Source organism: Mesorhizobium sp. LMG 17147, from assembly GCF_024297145.1.
Classification (GTDB): Bacteria; Pseudomonadota; Alphaproteobacteria; order Rhizobiales; family Rhizobiaceae; genus Mesorhizobium.
Genome location: NZ_JANCTC010000004.1, coordinates 251,241 through 264,694 on the forward strand (window position 1 = coordinate 251,241; position 13,454 = coordinate 264,694).

Here is a 13,454-nt window from a genome sequence, read left to right on the forward strand (position 1 = left end):
GGCCATTGAGGTGACTGTTACCATTGCCTGACAGCAGACATAGTTGGTGACCATGATGGAGGTCGCAGTTGCGCCATTTCTGGACATTCGGAACTAGCCATAAAGCAGACGTCGGTGCGAGTTCAGGATCACTCCTCGCCAGCGTGCCTTCGAGGAACGGCATTCATGATGGCCTCCGCCAGTTCTTCGAGGACGGAGGTATCGCCGTTCGATGCGGCAAATAGCCTGAACTCCGCTTCTGGTAACTCTGGCAGACCGTAGCTTTCGGGTACCCTGACCAGGCCGTTTCTCAGCTGACTGGCGATCATCGGCGCTACAGCAAAGCCTGAGATGGCAGCCGCCCTCAGGCTGGAGTTGCTTGCGCAGATCATCACCGTGCGCTGGCTGATCCCGGCCTTGGCAAGCCGTTCAAGAGCAACTTCCCTGTAGGGGCAAGGTTCCGGCAACACCGCCAACGGCAGCGGGTCCGGAAGATTCACGCCGGTATGATCCGCCCATGCCCAAACAAGAGGCTCGCGCCACAGGAGGCGCCCCATCTCCTCACCCTCACATTGTGATCCGAGCACCAGTTCGATGTTGCCCTCCTTCATCTTCGAGAGGAGCGCACTCGGAATCCCGACTTGCACCTCGACCTGCAATCCGGGGCGATCAGCGCCGAATGCCTGCAAGGCGCGAAGGATGGGGACCTGTGCGAAGTCTTCCGAGAGGCCGACGCGAACCCTGCCGTGAAAGGGTGCCTGCGCCAGATCGGCCAAAGCATCCCGGTTAAGGGCGAGCATCGCCCGGGCATAGGCGAGCAGGCGCTCGCCATCGGGTGTCATCTCCAGCGAGCGCGTCGTCCTGTTGAGTAACGGCTTTCCGACCTGCTCCTCGAGACGGCGCAGGTGCCCACTGACGGCCGACTGCGTAAGGTTCAGTCGCGCTCCTGCCCGACTGAAGCCGCCTTCGTCGAACACGGCGACGAACGTCCTGAGCAGGACCAATTCCAACATATATTCTGATCCATGATGAATATCGTCGATAATCTCAATTTCTATATCGAATTGAAATATGACGCAATGTGGTTCGTCACAATGAGCAAGGGTGATCCATGACCAGGCTACTGCATATCGTTTCCTCGCCCCGCAAAGAGCGTTCCGCCTCGCGTGAGGTCGCCGACGCCTTTGTTCAAAGCTATCGTGCTCGGCGATCCGACTTGGAGATTTCAACGCTCGACCTATGGGATGTCGACCTCCCAGATTTCGGTGAGGACGCGATGTTGGCCAAATATGCGGGGCTCAGCGGCACGCCGCTTACCCATTCTCAACAGCAGGCATGGGCCACATTGCAAGAGTTGGCGCAACAACTGCACTGGGCGGATATTGTCCTGCTGTCGACGCCTCTGTGGAATTTCAGCATTCCCTACAAGCTCAAGCACTTCATCGACCTGGTATCGCAGAAGGATATCCTTTTCTCGTTCGATCCTGAACACGGGTTCGGAGGACTGCTCAGGGATAAGATCGCAGTGGTCGTCTATGCGCGAGGTCTCGACTATGCGTCGCAATCCATCACTCCGGCGCAGCGCTTCGACTTTCAAAAACCTTATATAGAAGCGTGGTTGCGCTTCATCGGTATCGAAGATGTCCGCAGTCTAATCATCCAGAAGACCCTCTTTGGATCTGACATTGATCATGCGGCTCGCCAGGATGCGCGAGAGGCCGCGTCGCGGCTGGCGGAAGACCTCCTGTCACGCACAACAGAGGCGATGCATGATTATGAAGCGCTTGCTGCGGACAAGCGCGTTGATAACCCGTTCTGACCCCAGCTTGCACGTGCATCCCCGTCCACCCGGCGTAACAACTTTGGAGAACGGACGTCCGCAACGTCGCCTAAGCCGGGGCAGGCGCACCGATTCTACCTACGTCCGCCTTCAGGCAATGGATCAGTCCCGGCAAGGACCGTTTTGGATCAGATCAGGAGGCTGCTCGCGCGGAACTTAATGTCAGCTTGTGTAAATCTCGCTTCTACGAGCAGGCGGTCCGCTTCCGGCCCCGAACAAGACGTTCATCGAAGCGCCGCAGAACGTCCGCAATTTGCGCTACCTGCTCCTTCCGATCGATGAGACGAATGGCATCTCGGCCATTCTCGGGAGCTCTCGGCCGTGATTCCGAACCTAAGGTCCAGCGCCGCAAGATGAAACCGGTTTCGGAAAAGATCTAACAGAAGGGCGGGCCCTGGTCAGACCGGCCGCACCAGAACGTGCTTCTTCTTGCCAAGCGACAGCTTTGCGACGTTTTCCGGCCCCAGATCCTGCAGCGTCACCATCCTGCGATCGTCTGACACGGGCTGATCGTTCAGGCGCATGGCGCCGCCCTGGATATGCCGCCGTGCCTCGCCGTTGGACGCAGCCAGCCCGGCGGTGACGAACAGCGACAATATGCCGACGCCGGCTTCAAGATCGGCCCGGCCCACCTCGACTGTTGGCAGTGTTTCGGCGAGCGCTCCTTCTTCGAACGTCTTGCGCGCCGTTTCGCGGGCCTCCGCTGCCGCCGCGCGGCCATGCAGCATGGCGGTGATTTCGGTGGCGAGGATCTTCTTGGCTTCGTTGATCTCCGAGCCGCCGAGCCGTTCGAGGCGCGCGACCTCGGCGAGCGGCAAGGTCGTGTAGAGCTTGAGGAAACGGCCGACATCGGCATCCTCGGTGTTGCGCCAATATTGCCAGAACTCGTACGGGCTCAACATCTCCGCATCGAGCCAGACCGCGCCCGAGGCGGACTTGCCCATCTTGGCGCCGGACGAGGTGGTGAGCAGCGGCGTCGTCAGCGCATAGAGCTGCGCGCCTTCCATGCGATGGCCGAGATCGATACCGTTGACGATGTTGCCCCACTGGTCGGAGCCGCCCATCTGCAGCCGGCAACCGAGGCGCTTGTAGAGCTCGACGAAGTCGTAGGCCTGCAGGATCATGTAATTGAATTCGAGGAACGATAGCGACTGCTCGCGATCCAGCCGGAGCTTGACTGAATCGAAGGCCAGCATGCGGTTGACCGAAAAATGCCGGCCGACATCGCGCAGGAAATTGACGTAGTTGATATCCATCAGCCAGTCGGCATTGTCGATCATGACGGCGTCGTTCGGGCCGCTGCCGAATTTGAGGTAAGGCGTGAAGTTGCGGCGGATGCCGGCAAGATTGTCCTCGATATCCTGCGGCGTCAAAAGCTTGCGCGCCTCGTCCTTGAACGACGGATCGCCAATCATCGAGGTGCCGCCGCCCATCAGCGCGATCGGCCGGTGGCCGGTCTGCTGCAGCCAGTAAAGCATCATGATCTGGATCAGCGACCCGGCATGCAGGCTCCTCGCGGTGGCGTCGAAGCCGATATAGGCGCTCACCGTTTCCGTGGCGAAAAGCTGGTCGAGGCCGGCATCGTCCGAGGTCTGGTGGATGAAACCGCGCTCGCTCATGGTGCGCAGGAAATCGGATTTGAAGGCGGACATTTTCTTTCCCGAAGAGCTCCCGGCCGAACGCGGCCCGGCTATGCATGAAGGCGGCGTTTAGCACTCAAGCGCGATCAGCAAAAGTGGAATCCGGTTTTGTGTCCGCGCGGATAGCGTGCGGCCTGCTTGCGTCATTGTTTCGGCTGGCGTAATGAGGCGCCGCGCCAGCGGGGCTCTTCCTCTGGACCGCGCGGCATCGATCGAATGCCATATCCTGTGACAGAGTCGAGATGCCGGAGATATCCATCGTCATTCCTTGCCGGAACGAGGCGGCGAACCTGCCGCTTCTGCTCGACGAGATAGGCATTGCCATGGCCGGGCGGGACTTCGAAGTCATTGTCGTCGACGATGGCTCGACAGACGATACGCCTTCGGTGCTTGCCGCAGAAGCAGCGCTTCGCCGGTTTCCGCTGCGCCATCTCAGGCATGAAAAATCCGCCGGACAGTCGCTCTCGGTGCGCTCAGGCGCCTGGGCGGCGCGCGGCGATATCGTTGCCACCATTGACGGCGACGGTCAGAACGACCCCGGTTACATCCCGGTGTTGATCGACGCGCTGCGGCAGGCTGGTCCCGAAGTCGGGGCCGCGCAGGGACAGCGTCTGAAGCGCCGCGACAGCAAGATCAAGCAACTGGCGTCGCGTTTCGCCAACGGGCTGAGAAAAGCCATCCTGCACGACGAGACGCGGGATACCGGCTGCGGTCTCAAGGCGATTCACACCGACATTTTGCGGAAATTGCCCTTCTTCGACGGCACCCATCGCTTTGTTCCAGCGCTGGTCATCCAGGAGGGCTACCGCGTCGTCCATTGCGACGTCGTCGACCGCTCCCGCCGTCACGGCAAATCGAACTACGGCATCTTCGATCGCGGCCTTCAGGGCGTGCTCGATCTTGCCGGCGTCTGGTGGCTGCGCCGCAGGCGCCGCAGAATGCCCAAAGTAGAGGAAATCAGGCATGGGTAACGTGCTTCAGGAATTGGCGACCTGGCTTCACGATGTTTTCGTCAAGCAATTCGATGCCTGGGTGCTGCTCGGCTTCGTCGCCCAGTTCTTCTTCACCATGCGCTTTCTGGTGCAGTGGGTGGCGTCGGAAAAAGCCAAGCGCAGCGTCGTGCCGATTGCCTTCTGGTTCTTTTCGCTGTTCGGCGGCGGCCTGCTGCTGATCTACGCCATCCAGCGTCAGGATCCGGTGTTCATCGCCGGCCAGGCCATGGGCCTGTTGATCTATATCCGCAATCTCTGGCTGATCGCCAACGAGCGCAAAGCGGCGATGACCGAGGTCGATTGAGCCCGCCACCGCCTGAACCGGTCGAGCAAGCAACCCAGATTACTTGCCGTCCAGCCCGCCGTAGGACCTTACCAACTGGACCATGTCGGCCGAGTTGGCGGTCTCGCTCTCGAGCCCCTCGGCGACACCGATGCGGTCGGCGGCCGGGCGGTTCTGGCTGACTTTCCACTTGCCGCTGATTTCGGTGATTTCGATTTCCAGGCCGACGATGCCCTTGATCTGTGACTGGATGAAGGGTGCCGGCGCGTCGGTCACCGCCCATGGCGCCGAGCGGCTGCCCTCCTGCGACATCGTCAGATCGGAAATCTGCTCGGCCAGCCAATCCTGGTCTTCGATCACCGTGACGATGCCGCGCACCTGGACGATGGCGTAGTTCCAGGTCGGTACCACCTTGCCGGTTTCACGCTTGGTCTCATACCAGGACGGCGTCACATAGGCATCGGCGCCCTGGAAGACGACCAGCACCGGCGCCAGGGGATTGTCGGCCAAAAGCCGCCATTGCGGATTGGCCTTGGCCAGATGGGCGCGCAGCCTGCCGTTCGGCGGCACATCCGCGTTGAGCAGGGAGGGCGCGTCTAGAAGAAAGGGAATTGCGTTGGCGATCGGCCCCTCGGCGCCGTTCGAGACCAGCAGGCCAAGCGGATGCGACCGGATCAGCCCGTGCAGGACGTCCTGCCGGGTTTCCTGGAAGTGGGGCGGTTGGTACATCGCCGACTATCTCAGCCGCTTCGGCCGTGGGTCGGACAGTTCCCCGGCCAGCCGGCGGTCGAGGTAGTCCGCGCATTCCTCGATCAGAAGCTCCGCATGGTTGGCAAAGAAATGGTTGGCGCCGGGCAAGGTCTTCTGGGTGATGGTAATGCCTTTTTGCGTGTGCAGCTTGTCGACCAGGCCCTGCACGTCCTTGGGCGGCGCGACCTTGTCGGCGTCGCCGTGGATGATCAGGCCGGACGACGGGCATGGCGCCAGGAACGAGAAATCATAGGTATTGGGCTGGGGCGCGACCGAGATAAAGCCCTCGATCTCCGGCCGGCGCATGAGAAGCTGCATGCCGATCCACGAGCCGAACGAATAGCCGGCAACCCAGCAACTCTTGGAATCCGGATGCAGCGACTGCACCCAGTCGAGCGCTGCCGCAGCGTCGGACAACTCGCCGGTGCCGTGGTCGAACTCTCCCTGGCTGCGGCCGATGCCGCGGAAATTGAAGCGCAGCGTGGTGAAATTGCGCTTCTGGAACATGTAGAAGAGGTCGTAGACGATCTTGTTGTTCATCGTGCCGCCGAACTGGGGGTGCGGGTGCAGGACGATGGCAATCGGCGCGCTCTTTTCCTTCGAGGGCTGATAGCGACCCTCCAGACGGCCGGCCGGACCGGTGAAAATGACCTCAGGCATGAAATACTCCACTTGGCATAAATTGCGCGGCGCCCGGAACAACTTTTCCTCTGGCCCCAGTTTTCCCTAGGCCTTGACGCAGGGCGAGCGTCTTTCTAGAAGCTAGTTTAGAATTGTTCAAAACTGGGCGGCCAAAACTGTGGCTCGGCCACCCGCGCCGCAAGCCGCGTAAATAGGACGTCTTGCCTTGCAATTTCAAGGAAATAACGCGCTATCTTCGCGGAACGGCTTTTGAAGGGACCAGTTGGACGGAAATGGCCGGAGCACGCGCCTATCTCGACTACAATGCCAGCGCGCCGCTGCTTGCCGCCGCGCGCGCGGCGGTGGTCGCCGCGCTCGACGTCGCCGCCAACCCGTCCTCCGTCCATGCCGAGGGCCGCGCTGCGCGGCGGCTGATCGAGGATGCCAGGCGCAATGTGGCGCGACTGGTCAACGCCGGGGCCGAGCATGTCGTATTCACCTCCGGCGCGACGGAAGCGGCCTCGACGCTGCTGACGCCGGACTGGCAGATGGGGCGCGGTGCTGTCCGTATGAGCCGGCTCTATGTGTCCGAGGCCGATCATCCTTGCCTGCTGAACGGCGGGCGTTTCCCAGCGGCGCAGGTGATACGGATCGGCGTCGACGCCGGCGGCGTCGTCAGGCTCGACGTTTTGGCCGAGGCTCTCGCCCAGCATGACAAGGCCGAAGGCTTGCCGCTGGTGGCCATCCACGCTGCCAACAATGAAACCGGCGTAATCCAGCCGGTCGGCCGCATCGCCGAAATCGTCAAGGCGGCGGGTGGCATCCTGGTCGTCGATGCCGTGCAGGCAGCCGGCCGCATTCCGCTCGATATATCAGAGGCTTACGCAGACTATTTTATTCTCTCGTCGCACAAGATCGGCGGCCCCAAGGGCGTCGGCGCCATTGTCGCGGCGTCGGACCTGATGATGCCAAAACCCCTGGTCAGCGGCGGCGGCCAGGAAAAGGGCCATCGGGGCGGCACCGAAAACCTGGCGGCGATTGCCGGGTTTGGTGCGGCCGCTAGCGAAGCGTCTGCCGGCTTGCAAACGATCGAAGCGGTGCGGCAGCGTCGCGACGAAATCGAGGCGATCGTTAAAAAGCTTGTTCCGGACGCCGAAATCTTCGGGACCGGCGCTGCAAGGCTTGCCAATACCACATTCTTCGCTATCGGCATCAAGGCCGAGACGGCGCAGATCGCCTTCGACCTTGCCGGTGTGGCGCTGTCGGCCGGATCGGCCTGTTCGTCGGGCAAAGTCGGGCCGAGTCACGTGCTGAAAGCCATGGGTTACGGCGATAGCGTTGGCGCCTTGCGTGTGTCCATCGGCCACGCGACCAGCGCCGAGGATATCGAGCTGTTTCGCGCGGCGCTGGCGACGATCGTTGCACGGCAAGCCGGTAGGGAAAAGGCGAACAGGGAAAAGGCCGCCTGAGCGCGGCGAAGGAATATTTGGGCCTTGTGGCCTGGTAGAGCCGTGCGTTCGAATTTGGCCGGGTGAATTTCCGGCATGAACGCACTATATGAAACTTACGCCGCCGCGGGTGCCCAAGGGTGCTCGTTCGCGGTGCCATAGTTTGAAAACTGCCGGGCCTTGACCCCGGCGTGGATGGAGAACGCTGATGCCTGCTGTGCAGGAGACGATCGATCGAGTTCGAAAGATCGATGTCGACCAGTATAAATACGGATTCCAGACCGAAATCGCGATGGACAAGGCCCCCAAGGGCCTGAGTGAAGACATTATCCGCTTCATTTCGGCGAAGAAGGACGAGCCGTCCTGGATGCTGGAATGGCGCCTGGAAGCCTATCGCCGCTGGCTGACGCTGGACGAGCCGAAATGGGCGCGCGTCCACTATCCCAAAATCGATTTCCAGGACATCTATTATTACGCGGCGCCCAAGAGCACGCCCGGCCCGACTTCGCTCAGCGAGGTCGATCCCGAACTGCTGAAGGTCTATGAGAAGCTCGGCATTCCGCTCAGGGAACAGGAAATCCTCGCCGGCGTCCAGAAGACCGATGCCTCGGAGCTCGAGGAAGCCAGCGACAACGTCTACAAGTCCGGCCGCGTCGCCGTCGATGCGGTGTTCGATTCCGTCTCGGTCGTGACCACTTTCAAGAAGGAACTGGCGCAGGCCGGCGTCATCTTCTGCTCGATCTCGGAAGCGATCCGCGAGCATCCGGAGCTGGTGAAGAAATATCTCGGCTCGGTGGTGCCGACCACCGACAATTTTTACGCCACGCTGAATTCAGCCGTGTTCACCGACGGTTCGTTCGTCTTCGTGCCCAAGGGCGTGCGCTGCCCGATGGAATTGTCGACCTATTTCCGCATGAACGAGAAGAACACCGGCCAGTTCGAGCGCACGCTGATCATCGCCGAGGAGGGGGCTTACGTCTCCTATCTCGAAGGCTGCACGGCGCCGCAGCGTGACGAGAACCAGCTTCACGCCGCGGTGGTCGAACTGATCGCGCTCGACGATGCCGAGATCAAATATTCGACGGTGCAGAACTGGTATCCAGGCGACGCCGAAGGCAAGGGCGGCATCTATAATTTCGTCACCAAGCGCGGCGACTGCCGCGGCCATCGGTCGAAGATTTCGTGGACGCAGGTCGAGACCGGTTCGGCCATCACCTGGAAATATCCGAGCTGCATCCTGCGCGGCGACGATTCCAGCGGCGAGTTCTATTCGATCGCGGTGTCGAACGGCTACCAGCAGGTCGACAGCGGCACCAAGATGATCCATCTCGGCAAGAACACGTCGAGCCGCATCATCTCCAAGGGCATTGCCGCCGGCTTCTCGCAGAATACCTATCGCGGCCAGGTCTCGGCGCACCGCAAGGCGACCAACGCCCGCAACTTCACCAACTGTGACTCGCTCTTGATCGGCGACCAGTGCGGCGCGCACACCGTGCCCTACATGGAAGCCAAGAATTCGACCGCGCAGTTCGAGCATGAGGCGACGACGTCGAAGATTTCCGAGGATCAGAAATTCTACGTCATGCAGCGTGGCATTCCGGAAGAAGAGGCGATCGCGCTGATCGTCAACGGTTTCGTCAAGGACGTCATCCAGCAGCTGCCGATGGAATTCGCCGTCGAGGCGCAGAAGCTGATCGGCATCAGCCTCGAGGGGAGCGTTGGGTGATGAGCTCTGGCTTTGCGTGGTCATCTGTGAGCTTGGCACCATCATCTCCGGATTTGGCGCCGTCATCCTCGGGCTTTGCGCCGACGTTACTGAGTTTCGCTCCGTCATCCTCGGGCTTGTCCCGAGGATCTACCGGCCTCTCAATACGGATCGCGCCACACCTCTGTTGGACAGCGGATCCTCGGGACAAGCCCGAGGATGACGGAGCGAAACTCAGTAACGTCGGCGCGAAGTTCAAAGATGACCGCACAAATTTTAAGGATGGCGGTGCCTTGCGTAGGTCGTCAGCAGGAAAATGACCGGCTTTGTTTACATGATGTCCGATAAGCCGCGTGGAGTTATCTACACTGGCGTAACCAGTGATTTGCATGCGCGAGTGTGGGAACACCGTAATGATGTGCACCGGGGTTTTACCTCGAAATACAAGGCAAAGAATCTGGTTTGGTTTGAGCGGCACCCGAATATCGTTCTCGCGATTCAGCGCGAAAAGTCTTTGAAGCGCTATCTCCGCGAATGGAAGACGAATCTGATTGAAGGTCTAAACCCGACTTGGCTGGATTTGTATGAGAGCATTGATGAGATTGAGAATGTCTATCAGCCTCATCCGAGCACGATGATGTGGGTAACTACAATTAAAAGGCCGGCGGTGTTTGAGTACTGCGGTCGGGCGCCGAAGCCTTGAAGCAGTTGTTAAATCGAGTTTAGCCGGGCAGACGGCTACGGATAGGACGAATGGAATGCTTGAAATCAGAAACCTCCATGCCCGTATCGTCGATGACGGCACCGAGATCATCCGCGGCCTGAATCTTTCGGTGAAGGCCGGTGAGGTCGCCGCCATCATGGGGCCGAACGGCTCGGGAAAATCGACGCTGTCCTATATCCTTGCCGGGCGCGAGGATTATGAGGTCACCGAGGGCGACATCCTCTACAACGGCCAGTCGATCCTCGACATGGATCCGGCTGAGCGCGCAACTGCCGGCATCTTTCTCGCCTTCCAGTACCCGATGGAGATACCGGGCGTGGCGACGATGGAATTCCTGAAAGTGGCGATGAACGAGCAGCGCAAGGCGCGCGGCGAGGAACCGCTGAAGATCCCGGAATTTCTGAAGCGCGTGAAGGAAGCTGCCGCCTCGCTCAACATGGACATGGCGATGCTGAAGCGGCCGCTCAATGTCGGCTTTTCCGGCGGCGAGAAGAAGCGCGCCGAGATCTTGCAGATGAAGCTTCTCGAGCCGAAGCTTTGCGTCCTCGACGAGACCGATTCCGGCCTCGATATCGACGCGCTGAAGATCGTCGCGGACGGCGTCAACACGCTGCGCTCGCCGGACCGCGCCATCGTCGTCATCACCCACTACCAGCGCCTCCTCCAATACATCGTGCCCGATACGGTGCACGTGCTCTACAGGGGACAGGTGATCAAGTCGGGCGACAAGTCGCTGGCGCTCGACCTCGAGGCCAATGGCTATGCCGGCGTGATCGGGCAAGCCGCGTGAGATGCCAGCAGGCCCGGAAGGCAAGCCAAACAAGGCGATACTGATGAATATGCACACGACACCCCAGCGGACACCGGCCGAAACGGCGCTGATCGACGCCTTTGGCGAGCGGCTCTCGCTGCTGCCCGGCGACGGCGCGGTCATGCTGAAGCGCGACGACGCCATCGAGGCGATCAAGAGTGGCCTGCCGACGCGGCGCATCGAATCCTGGCACTATACGGACCTGCGCCGGCTGCTGATTTCGGTGCCGGACTTCGATCCGGCAGCGGTCGCGAAAGCCATTGCGCCGATCGTCGAGGGCTCCAGCGTTTTGCCGGTGCTGAACGGCGTTTCGAGTATGAAACTGCCCGATATCGAAGGCGTTGCCGTGCAGCGCCTGTCGGAGAAGCTGACTGACGGCAGCGCAGCATCTGGGCTTGAGTCTTATGGCAGCGACGACGCCATCGGCGCGCTCAACACCGCCTTTGTCGCCGACGGCTATTTCGTCGACATCGCCGACGGTGCTCAACTGGATAAGCCGGTCGAATTGCAGAATTTGCAGGCCGGCGGACAGTCGCATGTGCGGCTGACCGTCCGCGTCGGCACCGGCGCCAAGGCTGTCGTCGTCGAGCGCCAGACGGGCGAGGGGGCGGCACTGGTCAGCTCGGTCAGCCAGCTTGTGCTTGGCGAGGGAGCCGAAGTGACATGGCTGGTCGTGCAGGAGCAGCCGGATACGGCGACGCATCTCGCCCAGTTCAAGGCGCATCTCGGCAAAAATTCGAAACTGACGCTGTTCGTCATGAATGCCGGCGGTAAGCTTGTCCGCCAGGAGGTCGTTGTGAAGACGACCGGCGAGGGCGCCGAATTCACGCTGCGCGGCATCAACCTTTTGGCCGGCGACACCCATTCCGACGTCACCATGGTGCTCGACCATGCCGTGCCGCACACCGCCTCGACCGAAGTCATCCGCAACGTGGTGACCGGCAGAGCGCGCGGCGTTTTCCAGGGCCGCATCAATGTCCACCAATATGCGCAGAAGACCAACGCCAAGATGGCCTGCAACACGCTGCTTCTGTCGGATGACGGCGAGTTCTCGACCAAGCCGGAGCTTGAAATCTTCGCCGACGACGTCGTCTGCGGCCATGGCGCGACCGTCACCGAGATCGACCACGGCCATCTGTTCTATCTGATGGCGCGCGGCATCGACGAGAAGACCGCGCGCGGCCTGCTGGTCAAAGCCTTCGTCGCCGAAGTGATCGAGGAACTGGACGACGAGGCCATCGTCGAGGCGCTGGAAGCACGGCTCGACAACTGGTTCGTGGCGCACGGGTGAGTGGCTTAAGATTCCGGCGTCATCCTCGGGCTTGTCCCGAGGATCTGCCGCGTGGGACCAGGAACTGGCAAAATCCGAGGGCTAGTAGATCCTCGGAACAAGCCCAAGGATGACGGTCGAGACGATGGACCAGAAAGTCGAAAACATTCCTTACGACGTCGAGGCGATCCGCCGCGACTTCCCGATCCTGTCGCGGCAAGTCTACGGCAAACCGCTGGTCTATCTCGACAATGGCGCCTCGGCGCAGAAGCCGCAGGCCGTGCTCGACGCTATCCAGCACGCCTATTCCCAGGAATATGCCAACGTCCACCGCGGCCTGCATTTCCTGTCCAATGCCGCGACCGACGCCTATGAGAAGGCGCGCGAGACGGTGCGCCGTTTCCTCAACGCACCGAGCACCGACAACATCGTCTTCACCTCGAACACCACGGCGGCGATCAACACGGTCGCCTACGGTTTCGGCATGCCCAATATCGGCGAAGGCGACGAGATCGTGCTCTCGATCATGGAGCACCATTCCAACATCGTGCCGTGGCATTTCATCCGCGAACGGCAGGGCGCGAAACTGGTCTGGGTGCCGGTCGACGATCTCGGTGTCTTCCACACCGAGGAATTCGAGAAGCGGCTGACCGACCGCACAAAACTGGTTGCCATCACCCATATGTCGAACGCGCTGGGCACGGTGACGCCGATCAAGGAGATCGTGCGCATTGCCCATGCCCGCGGCATTCCGGTGCTGGTCGACGGCAGCCAGAGCGCCGTGCACATGCCGATCGACGTGCAGGACCTCGACTGTGATTTCTTCGTCTTCACCGGCCACAAGGTCTATGGCCCGTCGGGCATCGGCGTGCTCTACGGCAAGAAGGATATTCTGGAGCGCATGCGCCCGTTCATGGGCGGTGGCGAGATGATCGAGGAGGTGACGCAAGACATCGTCACCTACAACGACCCGCCGCACCGTTTCGAGGCCGGCACGCCGCCGATCGTGCAGGCGATCGGGCTTGGTGCTGCGCTGGAATACATGGAAAAGATCGGCCGTGAGCGCATCGCAGCGCACGAGGCCGATTTGAAGGACTATGCGCATCAGCGGCTGCGCGCCATCAACTCGCTGCGCATCTTCGGCGATGCGCCCGGCAAGGGCGCCATCATCTCGTTCGAGCTGCAGGGCATCCACGCCCATGACGTGTCGATGGTTATCGACCGGCAGGGCGTGGCGGTCCGCGCCGGCACGCATTGCGCCCAGCCGCTGTTGAAACGCTTCGGCGTAACATCCACATGCAGGGCATCGTTCGGCATGTATAATACCAGGGCCGAAGTCGACACTTTGGCCGATGCGCTGGAGAAGGCGCGAAAGTTCTTCGGGTGACGAT

General features: G+C 61.0%; 13 protein-coding genes. 9 read left to right on the plus strand and 4 right to left on the minus strand.

Translation table 11 applies throughout. The features are described from left to right. Window positions 1-128: 128 nt before the first annotated feature. Window positions 129-992 (minus strand): LysR family transcriptional regulator, encoded by an 864-nt coding sequence (locus NMG46_RS10685; protein WP_254817619.1) that lies wholly within the window; start codon window positions 990-992, stop codon window positions 129-131. A gap of 98 nt (window positions 993-1,090) precedes the next feature. Between NMG46_RS10685 and NMG46_RS10690 the strand changes: the two genes are divergently transcribed. Continuing rightward, a complete protein-coding gene (locus NMG46_RS10690; RefSeq protein WP_254817620.1) occupies window positions 1,091-1,798 on the plus strand; it encodes an FMN-dependent NADH-azoreductase in 708 nt (235 codons plus the stop codon). A gap of 419 nt (window positions 1,799-2,217) precedes the next feature. Here the strand turns inward: NMG46_RS10690 and tyrS are convergent, their stop codons facing one another. Then, complete coding sequence (tyrS, locus tag NMG46_RS10695; protein WP_254817621.1) at window positions 2,218-3,471, minus strand: tyrosine--tRNA ligase; 1,254 nt, start codon at window positions 3,469-3,471, stop codon at window positions 2,218-2,220. A gap of 230 nt (window positions 3,472-3,701) precedes the next feature. Between tyrS and NMG46_RS10700 the strand changes: the two genes are divergently transcribed. Continuing rightward, window positions 3,702-4,430, plus strand: a complete 729-nt coding sequence (locus tag NMG46_RS10700) for a glycosyltransferase family 2 protein (protein WP_254817622.1) — start codon at window positions 3,702-3,704, stop codon at window positions 4,428-4,430. Then, window positions 4,423-4,755: a lipid-A-disaccharide synthase N-terminal domain-containing protein gene (locus NMG46_RS10705; protein WP_254817623.1), complete on the plus strand. Its 333-nt coding sequence runs from the start codon at window positions 4,423-4,425 to the stop codon at window positions 4,753-4,755. Before NMG46_RS10700 ends, NMG46_RS10705 begins: the two co-directional genes overlap by 8 nt. A gap of 39 nt (window positions 4,756-4,794) precedes the next feature. Here NMG46_RS10705 and NMG46_RS10710 read toward each other — a convergent pair whose 3' ends face one another. Then, entirely contained in the window at window positions 4,795-5,463 is a 669-nt protein-coding gene (locus NMG46_RS10710; protein WP_254817624.1) for an FMN-binding negative transcriptional regulator, read from the minus strand. A 6-nt stretch (window positions 5,464-5,469) separates the two neighbouring features. Further along, window positions 5,470-6,144, minus strand: coding sequence for an alpha/beta hydrolase (locus NMG46_RS10715; protein WP_023674683.1), 675 nt, complete (start codon window positions 6,142-6,144; stop codon window positions 5,470-5,472). 254 nt (window positions 6,145-6,398) lie between these two features. Here NMG46_RS10715 and NMG46_RS10720 point away from each other — a divergent pair, with 254 nt between their 5' ends. From NMG46_RS10720 to NMG46_RS10745, 6 genes are all read left to right on the plus strand, one after another. After that, window positions 6,399-7,574, plus strand: coding sequence for a cysteine desulfurase family protein (locus NMG46_RS10720; protein WP_254817625.1), 1,176 nt, complete (start codon window positions 6,399-6,401; stop codon window positions 7,572-7,574). Window positions 7,575-7,761: 187 nt separating this feature from the next. Next, window positions 7,762-9,279, plus strand: coding sequence for a Fe-S cluster assembly protein SufB (gene sufB, locus NMG46_RS10725; RefSeq protein ID WP_254817626.1), 1,518 nt, complete (start codon window positions 7,762-7,764; stop codon window positions 9,277-9,279). Window positions 9,280-9,574: 295 nt separating this feature from the next. Next, a complete protein-coding gene (locus tag NMG46_RS10730) occupies window positions 9,575-9,961 on the plus strand; it encodes a GIY-YIG nuclease family protein (protein WP_254817627.1) in 387 nt (128 codons plus the stop codon). Between the two features lie 55 nt (window positions 9,962-10,016). Beyond that, the gene (gene sufC, locus NMG46_RS10735; RefSeq protein WP_254817628.1) at window positions 10,017-10,772 is read left to right on the plus strand and encodes a Fe-S cluster assembly ATPase SufC; all 756 of its coding nucleotides are present in this window, start codon (window positions 10,017-10,019) and stop codon (window positions 10,770-10,772) included. A 43-nt stretch (window positions 10,773-10,815) separates the two neighbouring features. Beyond that, window positions 10,816-12,084, plus strand: a complete 1,269-nt coding sequence (sufD, locus tag NMG46_RS10740) for a Fe-S cluster assembly protein SufD (protein ID WP_254817629.1) — start codon at window positions 10,816-10,818, stop codon at window positions 12,082-12,084. Window positions 12,085-12,208: 124 nt separating this feature from the next. Continuing rightward, entirely contained in the window at window positions 12,209-13,450 is a 1,242-nt protein-coding gene (locus NMG46_RS10745) for a cysteine desulfurase (RefSeq protein ID WP_254817730.1), read from the plus strand. The last annotated feature ends 4 nt before the right edge of the window (window positions 13,451-13,454 follow it).